This window comes from Pseudoduganella dura (assembly GCF_009727155.1).
In the GTDB taxonomy this organism is placed as follows: Bacteria; Pseudomonadota; Gammaproteobacteria; order Burkholderiales; family Burkholderiaceae_D; genus Rugamonas; species Rugamonas dura.
Window position 1 is genome coordinate 4696083 of record NZ_WNWM01000002.1, and the last position, 24690, is coordinate 4720772.

The 24690-nt window shown below is 65.3% G+C and carries 22 protein-coding genes and 1 pseudogene; 14 read left to right on the forward strand and 9 right to left on the reverse strand.

The window, feature by feature from the left end:
- The first annotated feature begins 19 nt into the window (after positions 1 to 19).
- The 8 genes from GJV26_RS20500 (at position 20) to bamC (ending at position 7508) form a co-directional block, all read left to right on the forward strand.
- Positions 20 to 853 carry a 3',5'-nucleoside bisphosphate phosphatase gene (locus tag GJV26_RS20500; protein WP_155710591.1) on the forward strand — a complete coding sequence of 278 codons (834 nt, stop codon included), beginning with the start codon at positions 20 to 22 and terminating at the stop codon, positions 851 to 853.
- 183 nt (positions 854 to 1036) lie between these two features.
- Complete coding sequence (gene htpX, locus GJV26_RS20505) at positions 1037 to 1906, forward strand: protease HtpX (protein WP_155710592.1); 870 nt, start codon at positions 1037 to 1039, stop codon at positions 1904 to 1906.
- A 17-nt stretch (positions 1907 to 1923) separates the two neighbouring features.
- Positions 1924 to 2547 carry an L-threonylcarbamoyladenylate synthase gene (locus tag GJV26_RS20510; protein WP_155710593.1) on the forward strand — a complete coding sequence of 208 codons (624 nt, stop codon included), beginning with the start codon at positions 1924 to 1926 and terminating at the stop codon, positions 2545 to 2547.
- A gap of 151 nt (positions 2548 to 2698) precedes the next feature.
- The gene (locus GJV26_RS20515) at positions 2699 to 3373 is read left to right on the forward strand and encodes a site-2 protease family protein (RefSeq protein WP_155710594.1); all 675 of its coding nucleotides are present in this window, start codon (positions 2699 to 2701) and stop codon (positions 3371 to 3373) included.
- A gap of 1 nt (position 3374) precedes the next feature.
- Positions 3375 to 4577, forward strand: coding sequence for a tryptophan--tRNA ligase (locus tag GJV26_RS20520; RefSeq protein ID WP_155710595.1), 1203 nt, complete (start codon positions 3375 to 3377; stop codon positions 4575 to 4577).
- Positions 4578 to 4659: 82 nt separating this feature from the next.
- Complete coding sequence (locus GJV26_RS20525; protein ID WP_155710596.1) at positions 4660 to 5262, forward strand: class I SAM-dependent methyltransferase; 603 nt, start codon at positions 4660 to 4662, stop codon at positions 5260 to 5262.
- An 81-nt stretch (positions 5263 to 5343) separates the two neighbouring features.
- Positions 5344 to 6222 carry a 4-hydroxy-tetrahydrodipicolinate synthase gene (gene dapA / locus GJV26_RS20530; protein ID WP_155710597.1) on the forward strand — a complete coding sequence of 293 codons (879 nt, stop codon included), beginning with the start codon at positions 5344 to 5346 and terminating at the stop codon, positions 6220 to 6222.
- Between the two features lie 110 nt (positions 6223 to 6332).
- The gene (gene bamC, locus GJV26_RS20535) at positions 6333 to 7508 is read left to right on the forward strand and encodes an NlpB/DapX family lipoprotein (protein WP_229419370.1); all 1176 of its coding nucleotides are present in this window, start codon (positions 6333 to 6335) and stop codon (positions 7506 to 7508) included.
- 47 nt (positions 7509 to 7555) lie between these two features.
- Here bamC and GJV26_RS20540 read toward each other — a convergent pair whose 3' ends face one another.
- Positions 7556 to 8470, reverse strand: a complete 915-nt coding sequence (locus tag GJV26_RS20540) for a LysR family transcriptional regulator (RefSeq protein WP_155710598.1) — start codon at positions 8468 to 8470, stop codon at positions 7556 to 7558.
- Positions 8471 to 8577: 107 nt separating this feature from the next.
- Here GJV26_RS20540 and GJV26_RS20545 point away from each other — a divergent pair, with 107 nt between their 5' ends.
- Positions 8578 to 9216, forward strand: a complete 639-nt coding sequence (locus tag GJV26_RS20545) for an NAD(P)-dependent oxidoreductase (RefSeq protein ID WP_155710599.1) — start codon at positions 8578 to 8580, stop codon at positions 9214 to 9216.
- A 128-nt stretch (positions 9217 to 9344) separates the two neighbouring features.
- Here the strand turns inward: GJV26_RS20545 and GJV26_RS30775 are convergent, their stop codons facing one another.
- From GJV26_RS30775 to GJV26_RS20560, 3 genes are all read right to left on the reverse strand, one after another.
- On the reverse strand, positions 9345 to 9632 hold the full coding sequence (locus tag GJV26_RS30775; protein ID WP_229419371.1) for a hypothetical protein: 288 nt from the start codon (positions 9630 to 9632) through the stop codon (positions 9345 to 9347).
- A gap of 383 nt (positions 9633 to 10015) precedes the next feature.
- A complete protein-coding gene (locus GJV26_RS20555) occupies positions 10016 to 10486 on the reverse strand; it encodes a DUF7931 domain-containing protein (protein WP_155710601.1) in 471 nt (156 codons plus the stop codon).
- Positions 10487 to 10534: 48 nt separating this feature from the next.
- Positions 10535 to 11671: a ribosomal protein uL16 3-hydroxylase gene (locus GJV26_RS20560; RefSeq protein ID WP_155710602.1), complete on the reverse strand. Its 1137-nt coding sequence runs from the start codon at positions 11669 to 11671 to the stop codon at positions 10535 to 10537.
- Between the two features lie 93 nt (positions 11672 to 11764).
- Here GJV26_RS20560 and GJV26_RS20565 point away from each other — a divergent pair, with 93 nt between their 5' ends.
- Positions 11765 to 12310, forward strand: a complete 546-nt coding sequence (locus GJV26_RS20565) for an FKBP-type peptidyl-prolyl cis-trans isomerase (RefSeq protein WP_155710603.1) — start codon at positions 11765 to 11767, stop codon at positions 12308 to 12310.
- 3 nt (positions 12311 to 12313) lie between these two features.
- On the opposite strand, the gene GJV26_RS20570 is transcribed toward GJV26_RS20565, so the two are convergent.
- The 4 genes and pseudogenes from GJV26_RS20570 to GJV26_RS20585 form a co-directional block, all read right to left on the reverse strand.
- Entirely contained in the window at positions 12314 to 13474 is a 1161-nt protein-coding gene (locus GJV26_RS20570; protein ID WP_155710604.1) for a hypothetical protein, read from the reverse strand.
- Positions 13471 to 16149, reverse strand: coding sequence for a DNA mismatch repair protein MutS (gene mutS / locus GJV26_RS20575; protein WP_229419372.1), 2679 nt, complete (start codon positions 16147 to 16149; stop codon positions 13471 to 13473). The genes GJV26_RS20570 and mutS overlap by 4 nt, the downstream gene beginning before the upstream one ends.
- 597 nt (positions 16150 to 16746) lie before the next feature.
- A complete protein-coding gene (locus GJV26_RS20580) occupies positions 16747 to 17220 on the reverse strand; it encodes a penicillin-insensitive murein endopeptidase (RefSeq protein ID WP_155710605.1) in 474 nt (157 codons plus the stop codon).
- Positions 17221 to 17232: 12 nt separating this feature from the next.
- A pseudogene (locus GJV26_RS20585) lies at positions 17233 to 17722 on the reverse strand (Hcp family type VI secretion system effector).
- Between the two features lie 458 nt (positions 17723 to 18180).
- Between GJV26_RS20585 and GJV26_RS20590 the strand changes: the two are divergent.
- Both GJV26_RS20590 and GJV26_RS20595 read left to right on the forward strand, forming a co-directional pair.
- Positions 18181 to 18471 carry a putative quinol monooxygenase gene (locus GJV26_RS20590; protein ID WP_189441766.1) on the forward strand — a complete coding sequence of 97 codons (291 nt, stop codon included), beginning with the start codon at positions 18181 to 18183 and terminating at the stop codon, positions 18469 to 18471.
- A gap of 79 nt (positions 18472 to 18550) precedes the next feature.
- Positions 18551 to 19387, forward strand: coding sequence for an HDOD domain-containing protein (locus tag GJV26_RS20595; RefSeq protein WP_155710607.1), 837 nt, complete (start codon positions 18551 to 18553; stop codon positions 19385 to 19387).
- A 95-nt stretch (positions 19388 to 19482) separates the two neighbouring features.
- Here the strand turns inward: GJV26_RS20595 and msrC are convergent, their stop codons facing one another.
- Entirely contained in the window at positions 19483 to 19989 is a 507-nt protein-coding gene (msrC, locus tag GJV26_RS20600; protein ID WP_155710608.1) for a free L-methionine (R)-S-oxide reductase MsrC, read from the reverse strand.
- 241 nt (positions 19990 to 20230) lie between these two features.
- Here msrC and GJV26_RS20605 point away from each other — a divergent pair, with 241 nt between their 5' ends.
- Positions 20231 to 21364: a hybrid sensor histidine kinase/response regulator gene (locus tag GJV26_RS20605; RefSeq protein WP_189441763.1), complete on the forward strand. Its 1134-nt coding sequence runs from the start codon at positions 20231 to 20233 to the stop codon at positions 21362 to 21364.
- Entirely contained in the window at positions 21361 to 24675 is a 3315-nt protein-coding gene (locus GJV26_RS20610; protein ID WP_229419373.1) for a hybrid sensor histidine kinase/response regulator, read from the forward strand. Before GJV26_RS20605 ends, GJV26_RS20610 begins: the two co-directional genes overlap by 4 nt.
- Positions 24676 to 24690: the final 15 nt, after the last annotated feature.

Here is a 24690-nt window from a genome sequence, read left to right on the forward strand (position 1 = left end):
ACCCGAACCGAACCGCCCCATGCTGAAAGTCGACCTGCACTGCCATTCCAACGTTTCCGACGGCGTCCTGACGCCGGCCGCCGTGGCGCGCCATGCGCGCCAGGCCGGGGTGGACGCGTGGGCACTGACCGACCACGACGAAGTGGGCGGCATTGCCGCCGCGCGCGCGGCCGCGGCAGGGCTGGGCATGAAATTCGTGGCCGGCGTGGAAATCTCGATCACGTGGAGCGGCGAAACGGTGCACATCGTGGGTTTGAACATCGACGAGAACGATGCGGCGCTGGTGCGCGGCCTCGCCGCCACGCGCGAAGGCCGCGATGCGCGCGGCCGCGAGATCGGCGAGCAGCTGGCCAAGGCCGGCATCCCGGGCGCCTACGAAGGCGCGCTGGAATTCGTCGACAACCCGGCGCTGATGTCGCGTACCCACTTCGCCCGCTACCTGGTGCAGCAGGGCTATTGCGCCAACACGCCGGAAGTGTTCCGCAAGTACCTGTCCGAAGGCAAGCCGGGCTATGTTCCCCACCGCTGGGCCAGCCTCGAAGAGGCCGTGGGCTGGATCAGCGGCGCCGGCGGCGTTGCCGTCATCGCCCACCCGGGCCGCTACCGCTTCTCGCAACTGCAGCAGGGCGTGCTGTTCGACCAGTTCAAGGAACTGGGCGGCACCGCCATCGAAGTGGTGACCGGCAGCCACACGCCGGACCAGTACCCCGTCTATGCGCAGCTGGCCAATGCCTATGGCTTCCTGGCTTCGCGCGGCACCGATTTCCATGCGCCGGGCGAGGCGCGGGTGGACTTCGCCGCGCTGCCGCCGCTGCCCGCCAGCGTGACGCCGGTCTGGCACGACTGGTTCTGAAGCCGTTCCCCCGGCGCCAGCCGCGCCGAAGTACGCCATCGGCGCCAACTGCGCCGAAATACCCCGTCGGCGCCGGCCGTGCCGACATACCCCCGTCGGCGCCGGCCGCCTCGAAATACTCTTGTAATTCCTGTCCTGTAACCTTATCTGAGCCGCGGATCATCTTGTCCGGAGAACTGATACATGAAACGCATAGTCCTGTTTATCGCCACCAACCTCGCCGTGATGTTGGTGTTGTCCATCGTGCTGTCGCTGCTCGGCATCGGCCGTCCCGGAGCCGGCGGGCAGCTGGAGATGGGCGGGCTGCTGGCGTTTTCGCTGGTGGTCGGCTTCACCGGTTCGATCATTTCGCTGCTCATTTCCAAGCCGATGGCCAAATGGACCACCGGCGCGCGGGTGATCGACACGCCGCAGAATTCCACAGAGCAGTGGCTGGTTTCCACCGTTCAGGGCCTGGCGCAGCGCGCCGGCATCGGCATGCCCGAAGTGGCGGTGTATGACGGCGAACCGAACGCCTTCGCCACCGGCGCGTTCAAGAATTCCGCACTGGTGGCGGTCTCCACCGGCCTGCTGCAATCGATGAACCGCGAGGAAGTGGAAGCGGTGCTGGGCCACGAGGTGGCGCACATCGCCAACGGCGACATGGTCACGCTCACGCTGATCCAGGGCGTGGTCAACACGTTCGTGGTGTTTTTCGCGCGCATCGTCGGCTTCTTCGTCGACAAGGTATTGCTGCGCAACGAGGAGCGCCGCGGCCCCGGCTACATGATCACCGTGTTCGTCTGCGAGATCATCTTCGGCCTGCTGGCATCGATCATCGTGGCCTGGTTCTCCCGCCAGCGCGAATTCCGTGCCGACGCCGGCTCGGCGCGCCTGCTGGGCAGCACCGCGCCGATGCAGAATGCGCTGGCCCGCCTGGGCGGCATGGAGCCGGGCGCGCTGCCGCAGAACATGGCCGCTTCCGGCATTTCCGGCGGCGGCGGCTGGTCCGCGCTGTTCTCCACCCATCCGCCGTTCGAGGAACGTATCGCGGCATTGCAGGCACTCAGGTAACCAAGGTCAAACAAGGCATGAGCCAATACTTCGAGATCCACCCCGTCAACCCGCAAGGCCGCCTGATCAAGCAGGCGGCCCAGATCCTCCACGGCGGCGGTGTCATCGCCGTGCCCACCGATTCCTGCTACGCGCTGGTCTGCCACCTGGACGACAAGGCGGCCGTCGAGCGCCTGCGCCGCATCCGGGGCGTCGATGAAAAGCACCACCTGGCACTGCTGTGCCGCGACCTGTCCGAGATCGGCGTGTATGCGCGGGTGGACAACAAGCAGTTCCGGCTGCTGAAGGCCGCCACGCCGGGGCCGTTTACGTTCATCCTGGAAGCCACGCGCGAAGTACCGCGCCGGCTGTCGCACCCGTCCCGCAAGACCATCGGCCTGCGCGTGCCGGAAACGCCGATCGTCGAGGCGCTGATGGCCGAACTGGGGCAGCCGCTGATTTCGTCGACGCTGATCCTGCCCGGCGAAACGGAACCGCTGAACGACCCGGAAGAGATCAATGCCCGCATCGGCAAGCAGCTCGACCTGATCGTCGATGGCGGCGCCTGCAGCATGGAAATGACCACCGTGGTCGACCTGACCGGCAGCGAACCGGAACTGATCCGCCTGGGCCGGGGCGACCCCGCGGTGGTCGGACTGTGAGCGGGGCTCATAAGCCCGCCATAAAGATTGGCCTGTAGAGTCGGTCCGGCATCGCGGACCGGCCGGATAGCGGCAGGCCTTTTCCTATCTTTACTTTTCCCCCTCCTTTGCCCCGCCAGGCCGGTCTTGCCGGTCTGGTAAAATTTTGCCCATGAGTGAATTCAGTCAAGCCATCCAGACCGTCGCCGTGTATGCGATTCCCGTCCTGTTCGCGATTTCGCTGCACGAGGCGGCCCATGGCTACGTGGCCCGCTACTTCGGCGATCCCACCGCGCACCAGATGGGGCGCCTGTCGGTCAACCCCACGCGCCACATCGACCCGTTCGGCACCATCATCCTGCCGCTGGTCCTGTACCTGACGATCCACATGCCGTTCGGCTACGCCAAGCCGGTGCCGGTCGACTATAGCCGCCTGCGCAACCCGAAGAAACAGATGGGCTTCGTGGCCGCCGCCGGCCCGATGGCGAACCTGGCGATGGGCCTGGGGTGGATAATATGGCTGGTACTGATGCGCGGCATGGGCATCGCCGAGCCGTTCCTGGTCAAGATGGCCATCGCCGGCATCAATGTCAATGCGATCATGTGCGTGTTCAACCTGCTGCCGATCCCGCCGCTCGATGGCGGCCGTATCCTGACGGCGCTGCTGCCGAACGGACTGGCGCGCCGCTATGCCCGCATCGAACAGTACACGCCGTGGATCTTCATCGGCCTGCTGGTGGCGATGTACTTCAACCTGCTGACGCCGCTGCTGTCTGCCATGGTTGGCATCTTCATCAAGCTGTTGTGGCTGCTGGTGCTGCCGTTGCAACTGCTGCTCAACAGTTGACATGTATCCGGACCGTGTCGTTTCGGGCATGCGCCCGACAGGCAGCATGCACCTCGGTCATTACCACGGTGCATTGAAGAGCTGGCTGGCGCTGCAGGCGGAGCGGCCCTGCCTGTTCTTCGTGGCCGACTGGCATGCGCTGACCACGCATTACGATGACCCGGCCATTATCGAAAAATTCACCTGGGACATGCTGGTCGACTGGCTGGCCGCCGGCGTCGATCCCACCCAGGCCACGATGTTCATCCAGTCGCGCGTGCCCGAGCATGCCGAACTGCACCTGCTGCTGTCGATGGCCACGCCGCTTGGCTGGCTCGAGAGGGTGCCCACCTACAGGGACGGGATCGACAACCTGGCCAACCGCGACCTGGCCACCTATGGTTTCCTCGGCTACCCGCTGCTGCAGGCGGCCGATGTGCTGATCTACCGTGCCAGCGAAGTGCCGGTGGGCGAGGACCAGGTGCCGCACGTGGAAATGACGCGCGAGATCGCCCGGCGCTTCAATCACCTGTATGGCAAGGAAGCCGGCTTCGAGCAGAAGGCGCAGGACGCGGTGAAGCGGCTGGGCAGCAAGCGCGCCCGGCTCTATAACGAATTGCGCACGGCTTACCAGCAGGAAGGCGACGGCGACGCGCTGCAACAGGCGCGCGCCATGCTGGAGGATGCTGCCAGCCTGCCGATGATCGACCGGGAACGGCTGTTCGGCTACCTGGAGGGCAGCCGCAAGCTGATCCTCGTGGAGCCGCAGGCCCGGCTGACGGCCACCGCGCGGCTGCCCGGGCTCGATGGCCGCAAGATGTCGAAGAGTTACGGCAACGCGATCGCGCTGCGCGAGGACAAGGCGTCGGTGACGGCTAAAATCCGCAGGATGCCGACCGACCCGGCCCGCGTGCGCCGCACCGATCCGGGCGAACCGGCGCGCTGCCCGGTCTGGCAGTTCCATGTGGTATATACGGACACGGCCACGCGCGAATGGGCGGAAAAGGGCTGCCGCTCGGCCGGCATCGGCTGTATCGAATGCAAGCAGCCGGTGATCGACGCGATCCTGGCCGAGCAGGAGCCGATGCACGAGCGCGCGCAGGCTTACCTGGACGATCCGTCGCTGCTGCGCGCCATCGTGGCGGACGGCAACGAAGCGGCCCGCAAGCTCGCGCAGGAAACGATGCGCGACGTGCGCGAGGCCATGGGGCTCAGCCCCACCTGAAGTACGCGTGGGTAGGGCAGCGCCTGGGTTTTACCCCGTTTTAACCTGGTTTTACCCTTATCAAGTCATGTTGAAGGAACAGATGAACGATACGGTTTCCCCCTGGGTGCAACGTTTTGCACCATTGATCCCCGGCGGCGAGGTGCTCGATCTTGCCTGCGGCAACGGCCGCCATTCGCGTCACCTCGTCACGCTGGGCCATGCGGTGATCGCCGTCGATCGCCGTCCCGATGCGCTGGCGGCCACGGCCGGTCCCGGCATCGTCACCAGCGATATCGACCTGGAAGCGGCCGGTGCGCCATGGCCGTTCGGGCCGAACCGGTTTGCCGGCATCGTCGTCACCAATTACCTGCACCGGCCGCTGCTGGCGGACATGGTGGGCAGCCTGGCACCGAACGGCGTGCTCATCTATGAAACGTTCGCCGACGGCAACGCGGCATTCGGCAAGCCGTCGAATCCGGATTTCCTGCTGAAAGCCGGCGAACTGCTGGACCTGGCCCGGCAACAGGGCTTGCGTGTCATCGCGTTCGAGGATGGGATCGTTAATGGAGGCGGGCAACACGGTGGCCAACCGGGTGGCCAGCCGGGTGGGCGGGTAGAGAACCGGGCCATGGTGCAGCGGCTTTGCGCCGTCAAGGCAGAGTTCCCGCGCGAGGCCGCGCTGCTCGGCAGTACCGAGAGCTGATACCACCGCGAAATATCCCAAAGGCGTAGGCTATCGTCTACAATCGACGTTTTTAAACCTTTTAGCAATTGGTTCGAATATATGATTAAGGGCAGCATTGTTGCGATCGTTACCCCGATGCATGCGGATGGCAGTCTGGACTATGACAGCCTCGACCGCCTGGTCGACTGGCACATCGCCGAGGGTACGGACGGTATCGTCATCGTCGGCACGACGGGGGAATCGGCCACTGTTACCGTGGAAGAACATTGCGCGCTGATCAAAGCCTGTGTCGACCGCGTTGCCGGCCGTATCCCCGTGATCGCCGGCAGCGGCGGCAATTCGACAGCCGAAGCCATCGTGCTGACCCGCTATGCGAAGGAAGCCGGCGCGGATGCGACCCTGCAGGTGGTGCCTTACTACAACCGTCCCACGCAGGAAGGCATGTACCAGCACTTCAAGGCGATCGCCGAAGCGGTCGACCTGCCGGTGATCCTGTACAACGTGCCCGGCCGCACGGTGGCGGACCTGTCCAACGAGACCGTGCTGCGCCTGGCATCGATCGGCAACATCATCGGCATCAAGGATGCCACCGGCAACATCGGCCGCGGCCTGGACCTGCTGCGCCTGGTGCCGGCCGATTTCGCCGTGTTCTCCGGTGACGACCCGACCGCGATGGCACTGATGCTGGCCGGCGGCAAGGGCAATATCTCGGTGACCGCCAACGTGGCGCCGCGCGCGATGGCCGACATGTGCAGGGCCGCGATGGCCGGCGACATCGGCCACGCGATCGACATCAACAACAAGATTTTCCCCCTCCACCAGAAACTGTTCGTCGAGCCCAACCCGGTTCCCGTCAAATGGGCCCTGGCGGAAATGGGGCGGATGCCGGCCGGCCTGCGCCTGCCGCTCGTGCCGCTCGCGGCCGAATTCCACCCGGCCGTGCGTGGCGCGCTGGTCGAGGCCGGCGTGCTGGCATAAGTTCGCAGGCGGCGGCCACCGTGCCGCCGCCGCATTGCCGCCGCATCGCTGGCACCAATTGCTGCCATATCATCCCAGCCGGGTTCTTCAGCTTTAAATCCAGTTACCACATGACCAAGAAAGCTTCCCTCTCCCCGCAAAACGGCCTCGTGCTCGGCGTCCTGATGCTCAGCCTGACCGGCTGCGGCATGTTCGAATCCGTGGTCGGCAAGACCACGGTGGACTACAAATCGGCCAAGAAGGCGAGCACGCTGGACGTTCCGCCCGACCTGACGCAACTGCAGAAAGACAACCGTTACGCGCTGCCGGACAGCGGCAGCGGTGTCGCCACCGCCTCCGGTTATGCGGCGCAGCGTGCCGGCATGGCCGGCGCCGGTGCCGCCGCGGGTGTCGCGCCGGCCGCCGCCGGCGGCAACGAGGTGGCCACCGCCGGCAACGACAAGGTGCGCGTCGAGCGTGCCGGCAACCAGCGCTGGCTGGTCGTCAAGGTGTCGCCGGATGTGCTGTGGCCGCAGCTGAAGTCGTTCTGGGAAGAATCCGGCTTCACGCTGGCCCTCGACAACGCGACGGCCGGCGTGATGGAAACCGAGTGGAACGAGAACCGCGCGAAGATTCCGGAAGACATCATCCGCCGTACCATCGGCAAGGTGTTCGATTCGGCTTACTCGACCGGCGAGCGCGACAAGTTCCGCACCCGCGTCGAACGCAATGCCGACGGCACCAGCGAGATCTACATCAGCCACCGCGGAGCCGAGGAAATCGCCCAGGGCCCCGAGAAGGAGATCGTGACGTGGACGCCGCGGCCGTCCGACCCGAACCTGGAAGCGGTGTTCCTGGCGCGCCTGCTGACGAAGCTGGGCGGCACCGAGCAGACCGCCGCCCGCACCGCCGTCGACAACGCTATCGTGCAGCCGCTGCATGCCTTCCTGAAGGGCGAAGGCGCCGCCCGCCACGTGGAGACCGACGAAGGCTTCGACCGCTCGTGGCGCCGCGTGGGCCTGGCGCTGGACCGCGCCGGCTTCACCGTCGAGGACCGCGACCGCGTGCAGGGCATTTACTACGTGCGCTACGTGGCCGACCAGGTCGAGAAGAAGGGCTTCTTCGGCCGCCTGTTCAGCTGGGGCTCGTCGGATGCCGACAAGGAAGCGCAGCGCTACCGCATCGTCGTCAAGGCCGCCGAGACGGGCAACGCCAGCCATGTCACCGTGCAGACCAACAAGGGCGAGCCGGACGTGTCGCCGACCGGCGAAAAGATCCTGACGTTGCTGCAGGATGAACTGAAGTAAGCCGCATCGATCGATGCATGTGAAAACCGGCCGCTAGGCCGGTTTTTTTATTCCCCGTCCAGTTCGGCCAGCCACGCCTGGAAAAACGCCACGAAGGTCCTGGCCTTGCGCGACACATGCCGTCCCGGCGGGAACACGGCGAACGTGCCGCCCGAGGGCAGCGTCCAGTCCGGCAGCAGGCGCACCAGCGCGCCGCCGGCGAGATCGTCCTGCACGCTGTATCGGTGCAGGATCGATACCCCTGCGCCGTCCAGTACCAGCGAGCGCAGCGCGCTGGCGGAATCGGTGCGGATGCGCGACCGCAGCGCCACGGTGCGGTTTGCGCCATCCGGCCCTGTAAAGGTCCATTTCAGCGGCGCCGGCAGGCGCGTCAGGGCGATCCATTCCAGCGCCGCCAGGTCGTCCGGCATGCGCGGCGCCGCCGCGCGTGCGAGATAGCCGGGCGCAGCCACCACATATTGTTCGAGGCCGCTCAGCTTCACGGCCCGCAGCGACGAATCGCGCAGCCAGCCCATCCGGATCGCCACGTCGATGCCTTCGCCCACCAGGTCGGCAATATGGTCGCCCGTCTGCAGTTCGATTACCAGGGCAGGGTGCAGCGCGGCGAAACGGGCCAGTGCCGGCGCCACGTAGTCGGCGCCGAAATCGGTGGGCGCCGTCACGCGCAGGTTGCCGGTCAGCGCGGCCGCGGTCGCATGCACGTCGTCGACGGCAGCGCGCAGCTGCAGCAGCAGTGGAGCGCACTCGTCATGCAGTGCCCGGCCGGCCTCGGTGGCCACCACGCGGCGTGTCGTGCGCGTAAACAGCGTGGTGCCCAGCCGCGCTTCCAGCCGCGCCACTTCCAGGCTGACCTTGGCCGGTGCCACGCCCAGCCGCAGGGCAGCCCTGGCAAAGCCGCCCGCGTCGACCACCGCGGTGAAGACCACCAGGTCGTTGAGATCGATCTGCCCGGGAAGTGCCATTTGATTATTTAGAATTCCTGATGAATGAATTATGGCTTCGATCGTTTATCGCAGCAACGGAGGACGGCATCATGGCTGCATCATCAACGTCTCGACAAGGAAATAACATGAAAATCGCATTGATCGGTGCAACCGGCTATATCGGATCGGCCCTGCTGGCCGAGGCGTCCAGCCGCGGCCACGATGTGAAGGCCCTGGTATCGCGCCCGGAAAAAGTGCCGGCCCGGCCTGGCGTGCAGGCGGTACAGGCCGATGTGCAGGATCGCGATGCGCTGGCGGCGCTGCTTGTGGGTGCCGATGCCGTCATCAGCGCATTCAGCGGCCATGCGCAGCAGGATGTGCGCGGTTACTACCTGCGCGGGATCGAGTCGATCGTAGCCGCCACCAGGGCGGCCGGCGTGCCGCGCCTGCTGGTGGTGGGCGGCGCAGGCAGCCTCGACGTGGCGCCCGGGATGCAATTGCTCGATACGCCAGGGTTCCCGGCGCAGTGGAAGGCCACGGCCGAAGGGGCACGCGACGCGCTGCGCCTGCTGCGCGCTGAAAGCGAACTGGACTGGACGATGCTGAGCCCGGCGGCACACATCGAACCGGGTGCGCGCACCGGCACGTTCCGCCTGGGCACCGACACCTTGCTGGCCGATGCCGAAGGCAACAGCCGCATTTCGCTGGAAGACTTCGCGGTGGCGATGATCGACGAACTGGAGCAGCCGGCGCATTCGCGGGCGCGCTTTACCGTCGCGTACTGAAGCCGGGGCACACGCTTTTTCCCACGCCCAAAATAAAACCGCCCATGAAGGGCGGCCGCAAAAAACAAAACCGCCCGTGAAGGGCGGTTGTGCGGGATGCCGTCCGAAGACGGCAGTCGCGATGCCAATTACTTGGCAGCAGCAGCAGCCGAAGCGGCTTCCGAAGCAGCGGAAGCAGCGTTCGAAGCGGCCGAAGCAGCGTCGGTAGCAGCAGCCGAAGCAGCGGCAGCGTCAGCAGCAGCAGCGTCAGCAGCGGCTGGTGCGGTTGCGTCAGCAGCTGGAGCGGCGGCAGGAGCAGCAGCGTCAGCAGCAGGAGCGGTTGCTTCGGTTGCTGGAGCAACTGGCGCTTCTTCTTTTTTCGAGCAAGCAGCCAGGGCAACGGCCAGCAGGGAGGCGATCAGCAGGGATTTTTTCATTTGTTTTCCTTAATTAATTCACAAATTAACAATGTTGCGATGAATAATTACCGGTAATTATCGCTCACTAGGGCGCTTCGTGATCGTTCGGACCATGCATGGTCGATCCGACCATATGGAGCCCCAGACAACGGAAACTTCCTAACAGAATATTATAGCGAATTTAAATGAGTCGCAATAGCAACACAGACCACTATCGCAACTTTTTCGATCATACAATGTTGCTACCAAGTCTATATTTTTCATGCAAACCCACGCTTACCGGTACTTTTTCCATCGCAGCTCTCGACGCAGCCCAAGGTTGAACGCGCAACTCAATGCGCGACCCGGTATTGGGTTGCTTGTCAGAAACTGAAATTGAACCGATTTATGCCTGCCAACCCTTACAAACCAGTAAAGCTAGCTTGCAGGCCGGGTTGTGTTTCGGTCCAGATAGACTGAAAACGCTCGAGATGAAGTTTGGTTGACGAAGGCGCATTAAAAATTACTTCACCGCGGAAGTGATCGCTGTGAAAGCGGCGCAGCAGGTGGTGCCCGTCGCCGATGCAGAACGAATCGGTGAGGTGGTGCAGCGAGCGGTCGGTGATGCGGCATTCGATCAGGTGGCCGTAATCGCGCAGTAGGCGCAGGAAGCGAGGCGCATCCCGTTCCAGCCGGGCGTTGCTGTGCGCCACCAGTTGCAGGCGGCCGCCATGGCGGAAAAACTCGCGCAGCAGGACATCGTTGCGGATGCTGCCGAGCTCCCACCAGCCGAAGTCCGGGTCGAACAGCGCCAGCGACAGGCGCGCGCGGGACAGGCAATCATCCAGCCGGGCCTGGAAGCCGGCGCGGGTATCGAATGTGTGCCTGTCCATCGCCGCTCCTTGTCCTTGTTTGCTGCTTGTTCGCTGCTTATTTGCACGTCACTTGCCGGACAGTTCCAGCCAGCCGTCGGTGTACCAGGCAAACAGCGCGTCCATCACGTCCCCGGAGGCGGCGGCAACCGCGGCGCCGTCCAGCACCCGGTCGTTGGCCAGCGCTTCCAGCGCCGCCTTGTCGGCGCGGCCGATCGCGAACGATTCGCCATTGATGAAGACGTGCTTGCCGCGGTACAGCATCTGCGTCTTGCGCGACAGCCTGACGCCCCGTTTCGCCGCCGTCTGCGCGAAGCGCGCCGCGGTCAGCGGTTTTTCCGGGCCCACGAAGAACACATTGTGCTTGGGCTCGGACAGGTATTCGCCGAGGAAGATCGCGAAATCGTCTTCGGTGAACTGCATCTTGTTCAGCTCGTCCGCCAGCCGGCCCAGCATGTTCTTCGGGATTTCGGCCGGCTTGCCGGCCGGTTCCAGGTCCGGATCGGCGTAGCGGCCCGGCAGGTCGATCGAGTCGGCCATGAACTGCAGGAACGCTTCGCCCAGTTCCTGGTACGACGGCGAGCGGAAACCGATCGAATACGTCTGGCAGTCGCCGATCGCCACGCCGTCGTGCGCATAATGCGGCGGCAGGTACAGCATGTCGCCCGGCTCCAGCACGAATTCCTCGGCGGGCTTGAAATTGCTGAGGATTTTCAGCGGCAGGCCTTCGACCAGCGACAGGTCTTTTTGCGGGCCGATCTTCCAGCGGCGCTGCCCTTCGGCCTGGAGAAGGAATACGTCATACGAATCGAAGTGGGGGCCCACGCCGCCGCCGTCGGTGGCAAAACTGACCATCAGGTCGTCGAGCCGGGCATCGGGCACGAAGCGGAACTGGCGCAGCAGCGCGTCGGCCGCATCGTCCTGCAGGTTCAGGCCCTGCACCAGCATCGTCCACTCGCGCTGCGCGCGCGGCGGCAGTTCGTGCAGCGGCCCATGCTGCATGTTCCATTCGCCATCGGCCAGCGTGACGAGGCGCGATTCCACGTAATCCTTCGTGGCCAGGGCGGCGAGCTGATCGAACGGCAGCAACGGCTTGAAGCCCGGAATGGCCTGCCGGATCAACAGGGGTTTCTTGTGCCAGTAATCGCGCATGAACTGCGCGGGCGTGATGTCGCCGAGGAGGCGGAGCGGTGCGGATTTTTTCATACCATATTATAACAACCGGCATGGCGGCAAGGCCGCGCGGCTCCGGCCGGCCACGGAGTATAATCGGCGCCATTAGACCAGAAAGGATGCGAAATGAAGATCGCCAAGAACACCGTCGTGACCGTGCAATACAAATTGTCCGACGCCCAGAACAATTTGATCGAAGACGGCCGCCAGCCGATGGTGTACCTGCACGGCGGGTACGAAAACACCCTGCCGAAGATCGAGGAAGAGCTGGACGGCAAGGAAGTCGGTTACGCCAACACGATCCAGATCGAACCCGACGATGCGTTCGGCGATTACGACCCGAACCTGGTGAAGGTGGAGCCGCGCTCGCGCCTGCCGGAGCCGCTCGAAGTGGGCATGCAGTTCGAAGGCATGCCGGATGGCGACAACGACGAGGAAGCGATGATCTTCACCGTGACCGACATCGCCGAAGACAAGGTCGTGCTGGACGGGAACCATCCGCTGGCCGGCATGGCGCTGCGCTTCGACCTGAAAGTGCTGGAAGTGCGCGAAGCCACCGATGAGGAAATCGCCCACGAGCACGTGCACGGCGCACACGGCCACCACCACGGTGACGACGAGGACGACGAAGGCGACGAAGGCGACCAGTTCCGCACCCACCCGGTGCACTGATCCTTACTTCGCGGACGGCTTCGGCGGTTCGCTCTCCGCGGCGGGCTTCGGCTTGCCGCCATCGGGCAGCTTCGGCTGCCCGCTTTCATTCCTGGGCAGCTTCCGCTGTTCGTTATCGTTCCTGGGCGGTTTCCCCTGCACGCGCTGTTTTGCCTCGTCCGGGTGCAGCGTAAACAACTGTTCGCTCCCCGGCGCCACGCGCAGCACATGCCATTCGCCGCCCAGCGTCACGTGCCCCAGGTTGCCTTGCCATGTGACCGTGCCCGGTATCGGGTCGCCCTTGACCGGGGGCTCGCGGCTGGTATCGACCAGCAGCACCTTGCCCGCATATTTTCCGGCGAGCGTACGCGCCAGCCGGCGCGTTTCGGCGAAGCCGTCCTGCTTGCTGGAGAAGCCGGCCAGCAGCGAAAACCCCGGTTCGGCATGGATGCGCACGGCGCCGTTCGAGAACAGCACCAGTCCCTCCAGCTTGCGCCGCTTGGCCATGCCGAACAGCCGCTGCAGCCAGGCGCGGTTGGCGACCAGGCGGTCTTCGTATTCGCTGTTGCGGCCCGCCTCGGGCAGGAAATGGTTATTGGGGGAGGGAAGGTTGATGGTGGCGAACAGCACGCCGCCGCGCTCCCAGTACGCGTTTTCCGAATAACTGCGGAATTTCGTGATCGTCGATTGCCGGTTCAGGTCGAGCACCCGGCGGCCCAGCGCTTCCTGGCCGTCGTAGAAGATCTCGCGGATCCGGTTCAGCCGCTCGATCGCGTTCGAGCGGCCCGCCGAGTTGCGGCACGCGGTCCAGTCGTCGCCAGACAGCACGAGGATCAGCGGCCGGTCGGACCTGTTCAGCAGGGCCTTGCGCTGCAGGTACAGCTTGTCGGTGCAGGGTTCCGCCGCCGACTTGATGCCGGTGGCAATCACGAACGCCGGTTTTTCCCGGTCGGCGCGGGCGAGCGTGCGTTGCAGGTCGTCGTCGCCGGAGTCCCCTGGAAAGGCATGGCCGATGATGGCGATGTCGAACGACTTTGCGTCCTCCGGCGCCGCCTGTGCCCCTTTCCCCCCTTCTGCCGCTTGTGACATCACCGGCGCCGCCGTGGCGAGCCGTGCACCCGGCAGGGCGCCCCCTGCCAGGGCGACGCCCAGCAGCAGGCAGGCCAGGCCGGCGCGCCGCTTCATGCCGGCGCGAGACGCTTCAGCTGGTACAGCCGGTCCAGCGCTTCGCGCGGCGACAACGCATCGGGATCCAGGTCGTCGAGCGCCGCCAGCAGTTCGGCCAGTTTCGGGTCTTCCGCCGCGGCGGGCGGGGCGATAGCGGCGGGTTCGTCGTCCGCGTCCGCCCGTGGCGCGGCGAACAGGTCCAGCTGCGGCGTGGCGTCGAGCGCCTGGGCCTCCAGGCGCGCCAGGTGCTTGCGGGCCGCCTTGATGACGGTCTGCGGCACGCCGGCCAGCTGCGCCACCTGCAGGCCGTAGCTTTGCGATGCCGGGCCGTCCTGCACCGCATGCAGGAACACGATGCTGTCCTTGTGCTCCACGGCCGACAGGTGCACGTTGGCCGCCGTCGGATGGCTTTCCGGCAGCTGCGTGAGCTCGAAGTAGTGCGTGGCGAACAGCGTGAAGCTGCGGCTCGCATCGATCAGGTGGCGGGCGATGGCCCATGCCAGCGCCAGGCCGTCGAAGGTCGACGTGCCGCGGCCGATCTCGTCCATCAGCACCAGCGAATGCTCGGTGGCCCCGTTCAGGATGGTAGCCGCCTCGGTCATCTCCACCATGAACGTGGAGCGGCCGCCGGCCAGGTCGTCGGTGGCGCCGATGCGGGTGAACACGCGGTCGATCGGGCCGATCGTGGCGCTGGCCGCCGGCACGTAGCTGCCGATGTAGGCCAGCAGCGTGATCAGCGCGACCTGGCGCATGAACGTCGATTTACCGCCCATGTTCGGGCCGGTGATCAGCAGCAGCCGGCGCTCGGCCACCAGGCGGCAGTCGTTGGCGATGAAGCGCTCGATCTGGTTTTCCACCACCGGGTGGCGGCCTTCGCGGATGTCGATGCACGATTCGGCCACCAGCCGCGGCGCGCACCAGTTGTTGCGCATCGCGTGTTCGGTCAGCGCGGTGAGCGTGTCCAGTTGCGCGATGCCCTGCGCGATCTTCTGCAGACAGCCGATGTGCGGCGCCAGGTCGGCCAGCAGCTGGTCGTACAGCACCTTTTCGCGGGCCAGTGCGCGATCCTGCGCGGACAGCGCCTTGTCCTCGAACGCCTTCAGTTCCGGCGTGATGTAGCGTTCGCAGTTCTTCAGCGTCTGGCGGCGGCGGTAGTCGTCCGGCACCTTGTCGGCCTGGCCGTTGGTCACCTCGATGTAGAAGCCGTGCACGCGGTTGTATTCGACGCGCAGGTTGGCGATGCCGGTCCGCGCCCGCTCGCGGGTCTCGAGGTCGACCAGGTACTGGCCGGCGTTCTCGGACAGGCCGCGCAGTTCGTCCAGTTCGGCGTCGAAGCCGCGCGCCATCACGCCGCCGTCGCGCACCATCGTGGCCGGCTCGGCCATCACGGCGCGCACCAGCAGGTCGACGCACGATCCCGGCGGGTCGAGCTGGGCGTGGATGCGGCGCAGCAGGCTGTCGTCGTTGTCGAGGCCGAGCACGCGCTGCAGCGATTGCTGCAGCTTCGGCAACTGCTGCAATCCATCCCGCAGCGCCGCCAGGTCGCGCGGCCGGGCGGTGAGGAGCGCGACGCGCGTGGTGATGCGTTCGATGTCCGGCACGTGCTGCAGGTGGAAGCCCAGCGAGCCGGTGGCATCGTCCTGCATCAGCGCGGCGATCGCGTCATGCCGGCCGCGCGCCACGGCCTGGTCGCGCCTTGCGTGGTGCAGCCAGTGGCGCAGCATGCGCGAGCCCATCGCCGTGCGGCAACCGTCGAGCAGCGAGAACAGCGTGGGCGACTCCTGGCCGCGAATGGTTTCCGTCAGCTCCAGGTTGCGGCGCGTGGCGGCGTCCAGGCCGATGAATTCCGACTCGGTCTCGCACGACAGGTTGCGTACGTGCTGTAGCCCGCGGCCCTGCGTGACCTGGGCATAGCGCAGCAGCGCGCCGGCGGCGCCGAACGCGGGCCCCATGCCGTCGGCGCCGAAGCCAGTCAGCGTGGCCACGCCCAGCTGGTCGAGCAGCGCCTTGTGGCCATGCACCACGTCGAAGTGCCACTCGGGCACGCCGTTCACGTGGCACATCGTGATTTCCTCGAACAGGTCGCCGCCGTCGGCGCGCAGGATCTCGGCCGGCACGATGCGTTCCAGTTCCTGCACCAGGCGCGCGTTGACGCTGCGCTGATCCCCGGAAAACTCCATCAGTTTCAGGTTGCCGGAGGCGAGCGACAGCCAGGCCAGGCCGACCGTCACCTGCTTGCGGCCGTTCAGCATCGACAGGGCCAGCAGCGGGCGCTCCGATTTTTCCGGCAGCAGATCGGAATCGGTCAGCGTGCCCGGCGTGACGATGCGCACCACCTTGCGTTCGACCGGCCCCTTGCTGGCGGCCGGATCGCCGATCTGCTCGCAGATCGCGCACGATTCGCCCAGCTTCACCAGCTTGGCCAGGTAGCCGTCCAGCGAATGGAACGGCACGCCGGCCATCTTGATCGGTACGCCGTTGGCGTTGCCGCGCGCCGTCAGCGTGATGCCGAGGATGCGCGAAGCCTTTTCGGCGTCGTCGAAAAACAGCTCGTAGAAGTCGCCCATGCGGTAGAAGACCAGCATCGTCGGGTGTTCGCCCTTGATGCGCAGGTATTGCTGCATCATCGGCGTGACTTTTTCGGCGGGGCCGTTCTTGACGGCGGCGGCGTTGATTTCTGCGGGGACGTTCATGGATTCGGTACGGCTGAGAAGCGAGGCGGTTGGGTGGGCATTTTACCCGGTTTAGGCGGGGCATCGTGGTTGGCCACGGCGCAAAGGGCGGTTGGCGAGAATCAGTGACAAGCCGAGTATGTTGTAACGCGATGCAGTACTCCGTTTGTAGCCAGGAGGAAGGACCGGGGTATGATGGCTGCGCTACAGACCCCGATGGGAATTGACAGCGTCAAGAAGCCTCAACAGCTAGCAGTCGCCGTACTTTTACCCGTCCGAAGGTCAATGCCTATCCAGCATTGATAGCCTTTGGTGCCCCTGCGAGCAGCATAGGTGCATTGCACACCCTGTTTTTCACGGTCGCGGCCCCCTTTTTCTTGGCTACAGCTCGAGGGCATATCTGGCCCAATCGAGTCAAAAATCTCCTTGGCAGCCTGACCATCGACGAGTATAGCGAGCTTTCGATCTGTTGGCGTCGGTGCGTCTCGATCGCCCAACGTATGGCCGGAGAAAATAGTATAGCGAACCTGAAGTGGTCGCCAAGCGTCTAATGGAATAGCGTTAGCGAGAGAGAAAGTGGCCGTTGCAGCGAACATAATTCCCAGCAATTTTCTCATCTTAACCCCACACAGTCACATGGAAGTGATCGTCATGATGCGGCCACCGGACAACAAAGGGAATTCTTGCATCATTAAAGTACAGAACTTTCACATTCGCGTAAGCGTGGAATAGTTCGATCAGTTTCGCTGTCGCCTCGAAGTCATATTCATTGTCGTGCCAGCTGACAGGCTTATGTTGACCATCTTTCCGTATGGGGCGTAGATCAACGTCGAGGCCGCTCTCATGTGATCCATGATCGGGGTGATCAATGCCACCAGCCAGACTGATGTCTCCAATCCCGAATTTACGGTCGTCGATATGGCTCCACTCTCTTTCGACGCGCAATATGGCAGTCATCAAAGATGGATAGGCGTATTGGGAGGCGCCTTTGCTTGGAATGCCCTTGAGTCTGCCGTAGACGTAATAGCCGGCGTCTTCCGGGGCCTGCGGCAGCATGAAGTAACTGCGAGAATCCATGGGTTGGAATTGCATAAGTATCCTCCATCAAGCACACTTATTGCCTGCGAGATCCCATCCTCCGGCGGTATTGCCTCCACTTCCGCCGCTGATTTTTTGCTGGGAGTATTTCCATTTAATCTTTGAAAACTTGAGACCAACCGAGTCATCCAGGATCGAACCTTCACGCACGGCTTGATCCATATTGGCAATGATCACATTTTCCATTTCGACTTCATAGTATCGGACTGGCACGCCTTGCCCATCCGCCCGCATGAATTCGAGCTTCACTTTCGGTATTGTTTTGCCAGCAGAGCAGGTCTGTAGCAAAAGAGGAGAGGCCATGTCCGCAAGTTTTGTAAAGGAGAGTGTCCGGTGATCGCAGCGCTCGGCTGTGTGGCCCCCGCCAGTCGATGCAGTCGCGCTTCTAGGTTGTGTTACGCCCGAGTGAGCAGCCGTAACCTCAATCCAGCCTTGGTGCAGAATTGGCTGATTCACCTTTGATTCCATCAATATGAAGATAAACATCAATCGCCATGTCATTCTCCTAAGAAATATGCGTACTTGGAATGCTATCCAGCTCTAGGCAGGCCTTGTTGGGGATACTCAACAGAATGAGAGCTTGGAAGTCTTGCGATGGAGGCATGCACTAGGGAATGTTGTTGGTAAGCTATCCGGGACATGGTCTTCAATATCCTGGTGGGCAATGGCGACTATCATCTGCGCAACCATCCGCTGCTGATGAATTCGCCCAGGCGATAGGTGCTGTCCCCGGGCGGTTCCTTCTGACACGGGGAGAAGCCAGCGAGATAGTGGAAGCAGTCAGGGAAGCAGTGGCGGGATGGAAGCAGGTTTTTGCCGAAGCGGACGTTAGCCGCACCGATCTCGGCATCCCGGCCAAGGGCATCGCCGCCGGCTGGTAGGCCCTGCTGCTGCCAGCAAGATCCGCCAATCCCCCTTAAACTCTTCCCTTCAACCATTGCAAAAGGACCACTCGTGACCCAACTCCTCACCGTCATCGCCACCATCACCGCCAAGCCGGGCGCCGAAGCCGTCGTGCGCCAGGCCCTCGAACAGGTCGTGCCGCCCAGCCGCGCCGAAGCGGGCTGCCGCCGCTACGAACTGCATGTCGACAACAGCGCTCCCGAGAAATTCGTGATGCTGGAAGAGTGGACCGGCGCCGCCGCGCTGGCCGAGCACGAAGCCACGCAGCACTTCCTGGCGCTGGCGGCGGCGATCGGCGGGCAGGCCGACGTGCGGATCAAGAAGCTGACGAAGCTGGCGTGAGCGCCCGGCATGCGTGGCCACCCGAAAAGCTCCGCGCGCGCCTAGCGGGGTACGGGCCGGAACAGGTATAGTTCAGCCCATGGAAAAGCTCAAAGACTTCGCTCAAATCGTTTCCGAAGCCCAGCGGGGCGAACTGGTGTTTCCCACCAGCGTGAATGCCGCGCTGTCGCTGCAGATGACGCTGGCCGATCCGGATTGCCGCGACGAGGACGTGATGCGCAAGCTGCTGGCCGAGCCGATCCTGGCGGCGCGCGCGGTGGCGCTCGCCAATTCGGCGGTGTTCCGCTCCAACGGGGCGGCGCTGGCCACGGGCGTGCGCACCGCCGTGATGCGGCTGGGCTACCGCAACCTGTATTCGCTGGCCGCGGCGATGGTGGTGCGCCAGTTCGGTGCCCGCATCCGCGATCCGCGCTTGCGCGAGCAGGCCGAGCAATTGTGGAAGTACTCCGCCCACGTGGCCGCGCTGGCTTATGTGATCGCGGCCCGGATCACGCGCATCGAAGCCGATACCGCGCTGTTCGCCGGCATCATGCACGAGGTGAGCGGCTTTTACCTGCTGGGCCGGGCCGATGCGATTCCCGGCCTGCTGGACGATCCGGAAGACTGGATGGGCGCCGCGCAGGAAATCATCGCGCGCGAGATCATGAAGAAACTGCAGGTGCCGGAACCGGTGGCGCTGGCGATCGTGTCGCTGCGTGGCGCGGCCGTCGGCATTCCGCCCGAAGGCCTGCGCGATACGCTGCTGGTGGCGCGCCACCTGTGCCCGGTGCCCTCGCCGCTGCCGCAGGCGCAGGACCCCATGCTGGGCCGCACCGCGGCGCTGGCCGGCTACCTGGAGCAGCACCCGCACGTGGCCGCGCTGCTGGACGAGGCGGCCGTGCAGGCCAAGTCGATGAGCGCCGCCTTGCTCGTCTGAGGCTGCCTGCCTGATTTACCTGGCCGATCCGGGCAGCCGGATCGCGCCGGGCTGGCTCGGCCGGCCCGATTCCAGCGCCCCGGCGCAACGGCCGCTCAGGCGCGCGTCTGTTCCAGGATCTTCACCAGCGATTCGATGCCGCGCGCGTCGACGTCGTCGAACCGGTTCGGCAGCGGGCTGTCCAGGTCGAACACGCCGGCGATCTGGCCGCCGACGAACACCGGCACCACCAGCTCCGAGCGGGAATTGACATCGCAGGCGATGTGGCCGGGGAATGCATGCACGTCGGGCACCACGATCGACTCGCCTTTTTCCACGGTGCCGCCGCACACGCCGCGGCCGCGCTTGATGCGGATGCAGGCCGGCTTGCCCTGGAACGGGCCCAGCACCAGTTCTTCCGGCGTCTGCAGGAAGTAGAAGCCGGCCCAGTTCAGGTCCGGCATGGTGTTGAACACCAGGGAGCTGAAATTGGCCGTGTTCGCGATCCAGTCCGTTTCACCGTGCAGCAGTCCCGTCAGCTGCGAGCGCAGGTCGGCGTACATGGTTTCCTTGGCTTCGGGGCTGTCGGTACGGTAGGCGGTATCGGAAAGGGAAAAGGTCATCGTGCGATCCTGTCGGCAAAGCGCGCATTTTACCGCTTTGCCGCATTTGCCGCGGCGCCGCCGGCCAGTCCCCCGGGCGGCCTGGGCCGCCGGCGTTGTCGTTTCAACCATGCGCTGTCATTTTGGCAAATATTGTAGCATCATGGCTAATATCACGACATGTGACTATTGCCGCAAGCGCCGGGGCCACCCGCCCGGGCGACTGCCCAGAAGACCAGAAACAGGAACCACGCAGAAACCCGTGAGCGCACCGATCAACATCCTCGTCGTCGACGACATCCCGCAAAACCTGATCGCCATTGAAGCCCTGCTCTCCCGGCCGGGGCTGGCCCTGCTGAAGGCCGCTTCCGGCGCCGAAGCGCTGGAACTGCTGCTGGCGCACGAGGTGGCGCTGGCGCTGGTCGACGTGCAGATGCCGGACATGGACGGTTTCGAGTTGGCCGAGCTGATGCGCGGCAGCGAGCGTACCCGCGCCATTCCGCTGATCTTCCTCACCGCCGCGTCGCGCGAGACCAACTACGGCTTCCGCGGCTACGAGGCCGGCGCGGTGGATTTCATGTACAAGCCGATCGATGCGCAGGCACTGATCAGCAAGGTCAATGTCTTCGTCGAGATGTACCAGCAGCGCCAGCAGCTGTCGCACCGGCTCGAGGAGCTGCAGCGCGCGCTGCACATGAACGAAATGTTCATGGCCGTGCTGGGGCACGACCTGCGCACGCCGCTGTCGGTGGTCATGAACGGCGCGATGCTGTTGCCGCTGATGACCGATCACCCGAAGGTGGCGGTGACGGCGCAGCGCATCGGCGGCAGCGCCAAGCGCATGGCGCAGATGGTCGACCAGCTGCTCGACCTGGCGCGCATCCGTTCCGGCGACATGCAGCTGAAAACGGCCCGCCGCGACCTGGCCGAGCTGTGCCGGGCGATCGCCGACGAGTTCGGTGCGCCGGACAGGCCGTCGCGCGTGCTGGTCGAGGCGAGCGGCGATCCGGCGGCGCAGGTGGACGCCGGCATCTTCTCCCAGGTGATGGCAAACCTGGTCGGCAATGCACTCCAGCATGGCGAACCGGATCACGCCGTGCGGGTTCACGTCGACGGCACCGCGGCGCATCAGCTGCGCCTCACCGTGAGCAACCGCGGCGTGATCCCGGCCGCGCGGCTGGCCGGCATCTTCGAGCCTTACCAGCACCGCGACGATGCGCGCAAGGCCGGCCAGGGCCTGGGGCTGGGCCTGTACACCGCCAGCACGTTCGTGCATGCGCACGGCGGGCAGCTCGACATCGCTTCCGACGCGGCGCTGGGCACCACGATCGCCACGGTGACGCTGCCGCGCCATGGCGGCGCCGGGGGTGTCCATTCCGCGCGGGCCGCCGCATGACGGCCGGCAGCGCGGCGATGGCCCACGGCGACGGCTACCGGCCGCATGGCGGCGGCGCGGTGGGTGCCCTGGTGCGGGCCTTCGACTGGGCCGCCACGGCACTGGGCGACCCGGGCGGGTGGACGCCGGCGCTGCGGACCAGCGTCGATATCGTGCTCAATTCGCCGATCGCGATGGTGCTGATGTGGGGCCCGCGCCACGTGATGATCTATAACGACGGTTATGTGGAAATCGCCGGTGCGCGGCACCCGGCGGCGCTGGGCGGCACGGTGCCCGATACGTGGCCGGAGGTCTGGGACTGGAACCGCGCGATCCTGGATGCGGGCTTTCGCGGCGAGACGCAGCGGCATCCGGCCACGCCCCTGACATTGCTGCGCAACGGCGTGCCCGAGGACGTGTTCTTCGACCTGTTCTATACCCCCGTATACGACACCGGCGGCGCCGTGGGCGGCGTGCTGTGCACTGTGGTGGACGTGACCGAGCGCGTGCTGATGGAACGCGAGCGCGAACGCGATCGCCTGGAACTGAACCGGCAGAACCGCCGCCTGCGCGAGGAAACCGGCCTTCTGCGCGAGCTGTTCGAGCAGGCGCCCAGCTTCATGGCCGTGCTGCGCGGCCCGGCACACGTGTTCGAGCTGGCGAACCGGCCTTACCTGCGGCTCGTCGGCGGGCGCGACGTGATCGGCAAGACGGTGGGCGAGGCGGTGCCGGAAGTGCGCGACCAGGGCTTCGTCGACCTGCTCGATCACGTGTATGCCAGCGGCGAACCGTACGTGGGGAGGCAACTGAAGGTCGACCTGCTGGGCGACGACGGTCATCTGGAGCCGCGCTATCTCGATTTCGTCTTCCAGCCGCTGCGCGCGCGGGACGGGAGCGTGAGCGGCGTGTTCGTCGAGGGCGTCGACGTCACCGATCATATCCTCACCGAGGAGCGGCTGCGGATGGCGCAGCAGGCCGGCGGCATCGGCAGCTTCGAATGGTTTCCCGCCACCGGCAAGCTGGTGGTATCGCCCGAATACCGGCGCGTGTGGGGCCTGGGGCCGGACGTGGACGTGACGGAAGCGCTGCTGGTCTCGCTGGTCGATCCGCGCGACCGCGGCCGCGTGGGGCCCGAACGCCTCGGCGCGGACGACAATCCGCTGGCCTATACCGAATACCGCATCCGGCGCGTGGATACCGGCGAAGTGCGCTGGCTGGCGCGCCAGGGCGAGGCGGTCGAAGGCGCCACGCCGGCCCATCGCCGTTACGTGGGCGTGGCGTTCGACATCACCCGGCGCAAGGAGATCGAGCAGCAGCTGCGCACCAGCCAGGACCGGCTGGCCGCCATTTTCGGCCAGGCCTCGGTGGGATTGTCCGAACTGTCGCTCGAAGGGCGCTACACGCGCGTCAACGGCGCGTTGTGCCAGATGCTGGGCCGCGCCGAGGAAGCCTTGCTGGGCATGCACATGGAAGACCTGATCCATCCGGACGACCTGGCGGAAAACCGCGACCGGGTCGCCCGGCTGAAGGCAACCGGCACGCCGTTTACGCTCGAGAAGCGCTATGCGCGGCCGGATGGCGAATGGGTGTGGATCGCCAGCAGCATGAGCCGGCTGGACGACGAGGCCGGCCAGCCGGTGGCGCTGATCGCGGTGAAGACCGATATCACCGAGCGCCGCCGCATCGAGGTGGCGCTGCGCGACCTGAACGACACGCTGGAGCAGCGCGTGAGCCGCGAGGTGGCCGAACGCGGCAAGGCCGAGGAGGCGCTGCGCCAGGCACAGAAGATGGAGGCGGTAGGCCAGCTGACAGGCGGCGTGGCGCACGACTTCAACAACGTGCTGCAGATCATTTCCGGCAACCTGCACCTGCTGGCCCAGCACCTGGCCGGGGACGCGGCGGCACAGCGCCGGCTGGCCATGGCGATCGGCGCCGTCGAACGGGGTGCCAAGCTGTCGTCGCAGCTGCTGGCCTTCGCGCGGCGCCAGCCGTTGCAGCCGGTCGTCACCGATCTCGGCCGCCTGGTGTCGAACATGGACGAGCTGCTGCGCCGCGCGCTGGGCGAGGCGGTGGAACTGGTGACCGTGGTCGGCAGCGGCCTGTGGAACACGCTGGTGGACCCGGGACAGATCGAGAACGTGATCCTGAACCTGGCGATCAACGCCCGCGATGCGATGCAGGGCGCGGGCCGGCTGACCATCGAACTGGGCAACGCGGTGCTGGACGATCACTATGTCAGCAACCTGGCCGACGTGCCGGCCGGGCCGTATGTGATGCTGTCGGTGACCGATACCGGCAGCGGCATGACGCCCGAGGTGCTGCAGCGCGCGTTCGAACCGTTCTTCACCACCAAGCCGGAAGGCGAGGGCACCGGGCTGGGGCTGTCGATGACCTATGGCTTCGTCAAGCAGAGCCGCGGCCACATCCGCATCTACAGCGAACCGGGGCAGGGCACCAGCATCAAGATCTACCTGCCGCGCACGATGATGGCCGAGAGCGTAGAGCCGGTGCCGGACACCGGGCCCATCACCGGCGGCAGCGAAACCATCCTCGCGGTCGAGGATGACGAAGGCGTGCGCATCGTGGTGCTGGACATGCTCAGGGCACTGGGCTATCGCGTGCTGGCCGCAGAGAACGGCGAACAGGCGCTGCGCATCATCGAATCGGGCGAGCACGTGGACCTGCTGTTCACCGACGTGGTCATGCCCGGCCCGCTGCGCAGCCCCGAGCTGGCGCGCATCGCGCAGCAGGTGCTGCCGAACCTGGCGGTGCTGTTCACCTCCGGCTATCCGCAGGATGCGATCGTGCACGGCGGCCGGCTGGATGCGGGGCTGGAGCTGCTCAGCAAGCCGTACCGGCGCGAAGACCTGGCGCGCAAGCTGCGCCACGTGCTGAACAACCGGCGGCACCAGCTGCAGGCGCGTGAGCGCCAGCACGTGCCACGGCACAACCTGCTGGAACCGCAGCCGCAGCATCCGCGCCACGCATCCCTGCGCGTGCTGGTGGTGGAGGACAACGAGGATTCGCTGCAGATGGTGTGCGAACTGGTGGGCATGCTGGGCCACACGGTATCCGGCGTGCCGGACGGCGAGCAGGCCTGGCAACTGACGCACAGCCAGGAATTCGACGTGCTGTTCACCGATGTCAGCCTGCCCGGCATGTCCGGCATCGAGCTGGCGCGCCAGGTCGCGGCAACCAGGCCGGCAATGCGCATCATCTTCTCCACCGGATACGGCAAGGAAGCACTGGACCACCTGGAATTCGCGGCCGCGTGCCTGCGCAAGCCGTACGACCTGATGGAACTGCAGGCTGCACTCGATAATGTTGACTGACGACGGAGGAAGCGC

Bases quoted from the DNA above. Each gene is read 5' to 3' on its own strand.
- htpX (WP_155710592.1), top strand. From the start codon at position 1,037: ATGAAACGCATAGTCCTGTTTATCGCCACCAACCTCGCCGTGATGTTG.
- GJV26_RS20565 (WP_155710603.1), top strand. From the start codon at position 11,765: ATGAAGATCGCCAAGAACACCGTCGTGACCGTGCAATACAAATTGTCC.
- msrC (WP_155710608.1), bottom strand. From the start codon at position 19,989: ATGACCTTTTCCCTTTCCGATACCGCCTACCGTACCGACAGCCCCGAA.
- GJV26_RS20500 (WP_155710591.1), top strand. From the start codon at position 20: ATGCTGAAAGTCGACCTGCACTGCCATTCCAACGTTTCCGACGGCGTC.
- GJV26_RS20540 (WP_155710598.1), bottom strand. From the start codon at position 8,470: ATGGCACTTCCCGGGCAGATCGATCTCAACGACCTGGTGGTCTTCACC.
- GJV26_RS20545 (WP_155710599.1), top strand. From the start codon at position 8,578: ATGAAAATCGCATTGATCGGTGCAACCGGCTATATCGGATCGGCCCTG.
- GJV26_RS30775 (WP_229419371.1), bottom strand. From the start codon at position 9,632: ATGAAAAAATCCCTGCTGATCGCCTCCCTGCTGGCCGTTGCCCTGGCT.
- bamC (WP_229419370.1), top strand. From the start codon at position 6,333: ATGACCAAGAAAGCTTCCCTCTCCCCGCAAAACGGCCTCGTGCTCGGC.
- GJV26_RS20525 (WP_155710596.1), top strand. From the start codon at position 4,660: ATGAACGATACGGTTTCCCCCTGGGTGCAACGTTTTGCACCATTGATC.
- GJV26_RS20610 (WP_229419373.1), top strand. From the start codon at position 21,361: ATGACGGCCGGCAGCGCGGCGATGGCCCACGGCGACGGCTACCGGCCG.
- GJV26_RS20520 (WP_155710595.1), top strand. From the start codon at position 3,375: ATGTATCCGGACCGTGTCGTTTCGGGCATGCGCCCGACAGGCAGCATG.
- GJV26_RS20595 (WP_155710607.1), top strand. From the start codon at position 18,551: ATGGAAAAGCTCAAAGACTTCGCTCAAATCGTTTCCGAAGCCCAGCGG.
- GJV26_RS20560 (WP_155710602.1), bottom strand. From the start codon at position 11,671: ATGAAAAAATCCGCACCGCTCCGCCTCCTCGGCGACATCACGCCCGCG.
- GJV26_RS20515 (WP_155710594.1), top strand. From the start codon at position 2,699: ATGAGTGAATTCAGTCAAGCCATCCAGACCGTCGCCGTGTATGCGATT.
- mutS (WP_229419372.1), bottom strand. From the start codon at position 16,149: ATGAACGTCCCCGCAGAAATCAACGCCGCCGCCGTCAAGAACGGCCCC.
- GJV26_RS20555 (WP_155710601.1), bottom strand. From the start codon at position 10,486: ATGGACAGGCACACATTCGATACCCGCGCCGGCTTCCAGGCCCGGCTG.
- GJV26_RS20580 (WP_155710605.1), bottom strand. From the start codon at position 17,220: ATGCAATTCCAACCCATGGATTCTCGCAGTTACTTCATGCTGCCGCAG.
- GJV26_RS20510 (WP_155710593.1), top strand. From the start codon at position 1,924: ATGAGCCAATACTTCGAGATCCACCCCGTCAACCCGCAAGGCCGCCTG.
- dapA (WP_155710597.1), top strand. From the start codon at position 5,344: ATGATTAAGGGCAGCATTGTTGCGATCGTTACCCCGATGCATGCGGAT.
- GJV26_RS20570 (WP_155710604.1), bottom strand. From the start codon at position 13,474: ATGAAGCGGCGCGCCGGCCTGGCCTGCCTGCTGCTGGGCGTCGCCCTG.